The organism is Paramuribaculum intestinale (assembly GCF_003024925.1).
Lineage (GTDB): Bacteria > Bacteroidota > Bacteroidia > Bacteroidales > Muribaculaceae > Paramuribaculum > Paramuribaculum intestinale.
In genome coordinates this window covers 1-2,675 of sequence record NZ_PUED01000255.1, presented here as the reverse complement: position 1 = coordinate 2,675, position 2,675 = coordinate 1, and the positions used below count along the sequence as shown (strand labels likewise).

Here is a 2,675-nt window from a genome sequence, read left to right as displayed (position 1 = left end):
GTATATATAGGAACCATAGTATTTAATGGCTCCCAAAATTCAAGCCAAGACTCAGTTCCATTGTTTGTGAGTTGTGGAGCATTGCTTTCAGTAGATGAATGGGTCTTTTTACATCTAAACCACTTAGCATGAGAAGCATATATGGTGTTATCTGTCATAAGATACACTAAATCTATATACCTTAATCCCGTATCCGTCAGTGCTGAATCATTATGATACTCAAATCCGGTGGCAAATTTGGAACGTCTGAATATACAGCCTTGAAGACCTTGCGGCCCGGGATTTCCCTCTTTTCCATCAAAAACAACCGGCACAGTTTCAGTAGCAACATCAATATTATTCACATAAAGCACAAACTTAATCCATTGACAATTTGCAGGGATGGTTATAGCTGAGGAATAATTTGTGAGGTTGCTGGTAGAATTATCAGTATATCCAATCTGATACTTCAATGTACCCTCAGATGTGACAATGGGGCTTGAATTACCTGTCTGCTTGCGTTTTTCACAAGTAACGGAGGTTGGATGATATTTTCCATCATCTGTTTTCTTAACTTGGGATACACTCGGCACAAGCCAGTAGCGGACGGCATCCGCTCCCGGATTGCCGTCCTTTGGCCTGCGCCTGATAGTGATGCTTCCCTGTGCGTGTAGCATAGGCTTGGTTTAGGTTCAGTCTAAATGTTCAAGAACTTCGTTGGCAATAGCCTTAGCGTGCTTTCGCCACTGCTGATAGTCAGAATACTCGGAGATATACTCCTCGCGCTTTTCCTCGTCGATGTCAGAATCTTCATCCATAACCTCTGTATAGTTGGCGATAATCGCCTGAACATCATCGTTGGAATACTTATCGCTGACGATAGCACTCACAATGTCGTTATAGGTGCGACCCTGCACATCAACCTGATTGCAGTCATAAGTCTGGGGGATGTCCGCATCCTCGTTTTCTTCTTCCTCTGATTCACGTGGAGCGAGAGGTGCCGGGGTGATGTCGTAGAAGACGCGGAGGATACTGCCCTCGGGATACGCGATAATTCCCGAATCGGGAACTGTTGGAAATTGATAGTTACATTTCATTGTGCTGATTGTTTTAGGGATTATTCAAAATAGTAATCGGGAAACTTGCCTCCGATGTCACGTTTCTTGATAACGGTTGAAATCGGAAAGGCGTTTTCTATCTTGGCTGCTTGGTCAAGCATATTCTTCAAGGTGAAAGAATTGGTGATAAATTTACACTTCTCACCATTGTATTCAATCAGAACAACATGTCTTCCATTACCATGTTGGGTTTTGACATCGGTTTGAAACTTTTCCACCTTGATGGGAAGATTAAGAATGCTATCAATCTTTATCTTCTTAACATCGAAGAACTGTTGACCGTCTTTTGTCGTAACACGACCGGATACTCCTATATCTGCAAAGCTCATGTCGTTATTCGTTAATTTGTTCCATAAGTTTCGGCAGTGACCCCATTTACACCATCCCCAATAGGAGGCAAGGACTTCACGCCTACGCTTTTCATCTGTTATTCGTTTTGCTTTTCGTGCGAAAGTTTGCTTTATTGATTTTCTAATCCTGATGTTCGTTGGCGTGAAGCAATAACCCAGAAAGTCTATGCTTCTTCCATCGCCCACCACGTTGCCTCTTTCTTTTCTTCTTCCTATGTTCTCGTCTTTCTTCATCTGTTAGATTTCTGCCTATGGGTGAAACTATGGCGTTGGCTTTAAGAACGACACCTTTTTCAGACGAAAGATGATGAAACATCTTCATCGCCCTAATTGCTTCTGCCTTAGTCCGGGCAAAACCTGCCACATCATCACAGTAGCGAAAGTATGCAGACTTTCTACCGTTCTGCTTCATCTTGTGGTCTATGGAGCTTATTGCGAGATTGCCTAAAGTCTGGCTTGACACTGCCCCAATAGGGGTTCCTCTGATTCCGTATGATTTCATTTTCCAATTCTTTTATGATTTCTTCTCCACTATCATAGGCAAGTATTACCATGTCGATTAGTCGAAGAAACATCTTGTCTTTATAAAGGCGTTCCAAAGATGACCTTACAAGGTCATGAGGCAGACTCTGATAGTATTTCTTAAAATCAGTTTTCCAAAACCATTTAAGTTCAGGATGTCTGCGCAAAGTCCGCTGAACACGTTTAACACCGAAATGCAAACCTTTACCCTTGATACAGGCAAAAGTATCCATTATCAGACTTGCGAAAATCCGAGGGGATACAACCAGCATGATGGCGTGTTGCAATATTCGCCACGGATAATAATTCTGCTTTATAAGCTCCCTTACCTTTCCTGCATCAGTCCTGAGATATTCACTTCTGTAATTAGGCGGTGGAAATTTCAAGGTCAGAATCATCTTTTGCAACTCACGCAATTCGGCTTCTGCGTTTTCATTGTGTGCCTGAATGTACTTATTTGGTATCCTTACCTCTTTTCCATTGACGATGATGAGACGTTTTGCCTTGCCCTCTTGTGCCTTTCGGTCAGCAAGACGTAGATTGTCGATGTTGGCAATACGTTCCATTATGAAGCCCTCACGTTTTGGACGCTTACCGCCACGCATAGCAATGGCTTCCTCATAGATGCGGATACGCTCTATAAGAAGCGAATCAATTTCTTCATAGGTCATTGATTCCCATTGTATATCTTCAAATGGCTTGATAG

3 protein-coding genes and 1 pseudogene are annotated in these 2,675 nt (G+C 42.5%); all 4 read right to left on the bottom strand.

The features are described 5' to 3' along the window. Positions 1 to 656 (bottom strand): annotated as a pseudogene (locus C5O24_RS13850) (hypothetical protein); the annotation flags it as partial. Positions 657 to 671: 15 nt separating this feature from the next. Further along, positions 672 to 1,076 (bottom strand): hypothetical protein, encoded by a 405-nt coding sequence (locus C5O24_RS12380; RefSeq protein ID WP_107681919.1) that lies wholly within the window; start codon positions 1,074 to 1,076, stop codon positions 672 to 674. Positions 1,077 to 1,096: 20 nt separating this feature from the next. After that, on the bottom strand, positions 1,097 to 1,681 hold the full coding sequence (locus C5O24_RS12375; protein WP_107681918.1) for a DUF8468 domain-containing protein: 585 nt from the start codon (positions 1,679 to 1,681) through the stop codon (positions 1,097 to 1,099). 161 nt (positions 1,682 to 1,842) lie between these two features. Further along, complete coding sequence (locus C5O24_RS12365) at positions 1,843 to 2,673, bottom strand: reverse transcriptase (protein ID WP_439331593.1); 831 nt, start codon at positions 2,671 to 2,673, stop codon at positions 1,843 to 1,845. Positions 2,674 to 2,675 lie beyond the last annotated feature (2 nt).

Bases quoted from the DNA above. Each gene is read 5' to 3' on its own strand.
- C5O24_RS12380 (WP_107681919.1), bottom strand. From the start codon at position 1,076: ATGAAATGTAACTATCAATTTCCAACAGTTCCCGATTCGGGAATTATC.
- C5O24_RS12375 (WP_107681918.1), bottom strand. From the start codon at position 1,681: ATGAAGAAAGACGAGAACATAGGAAGAAGAAAAGAAAGAGGCAACGTG.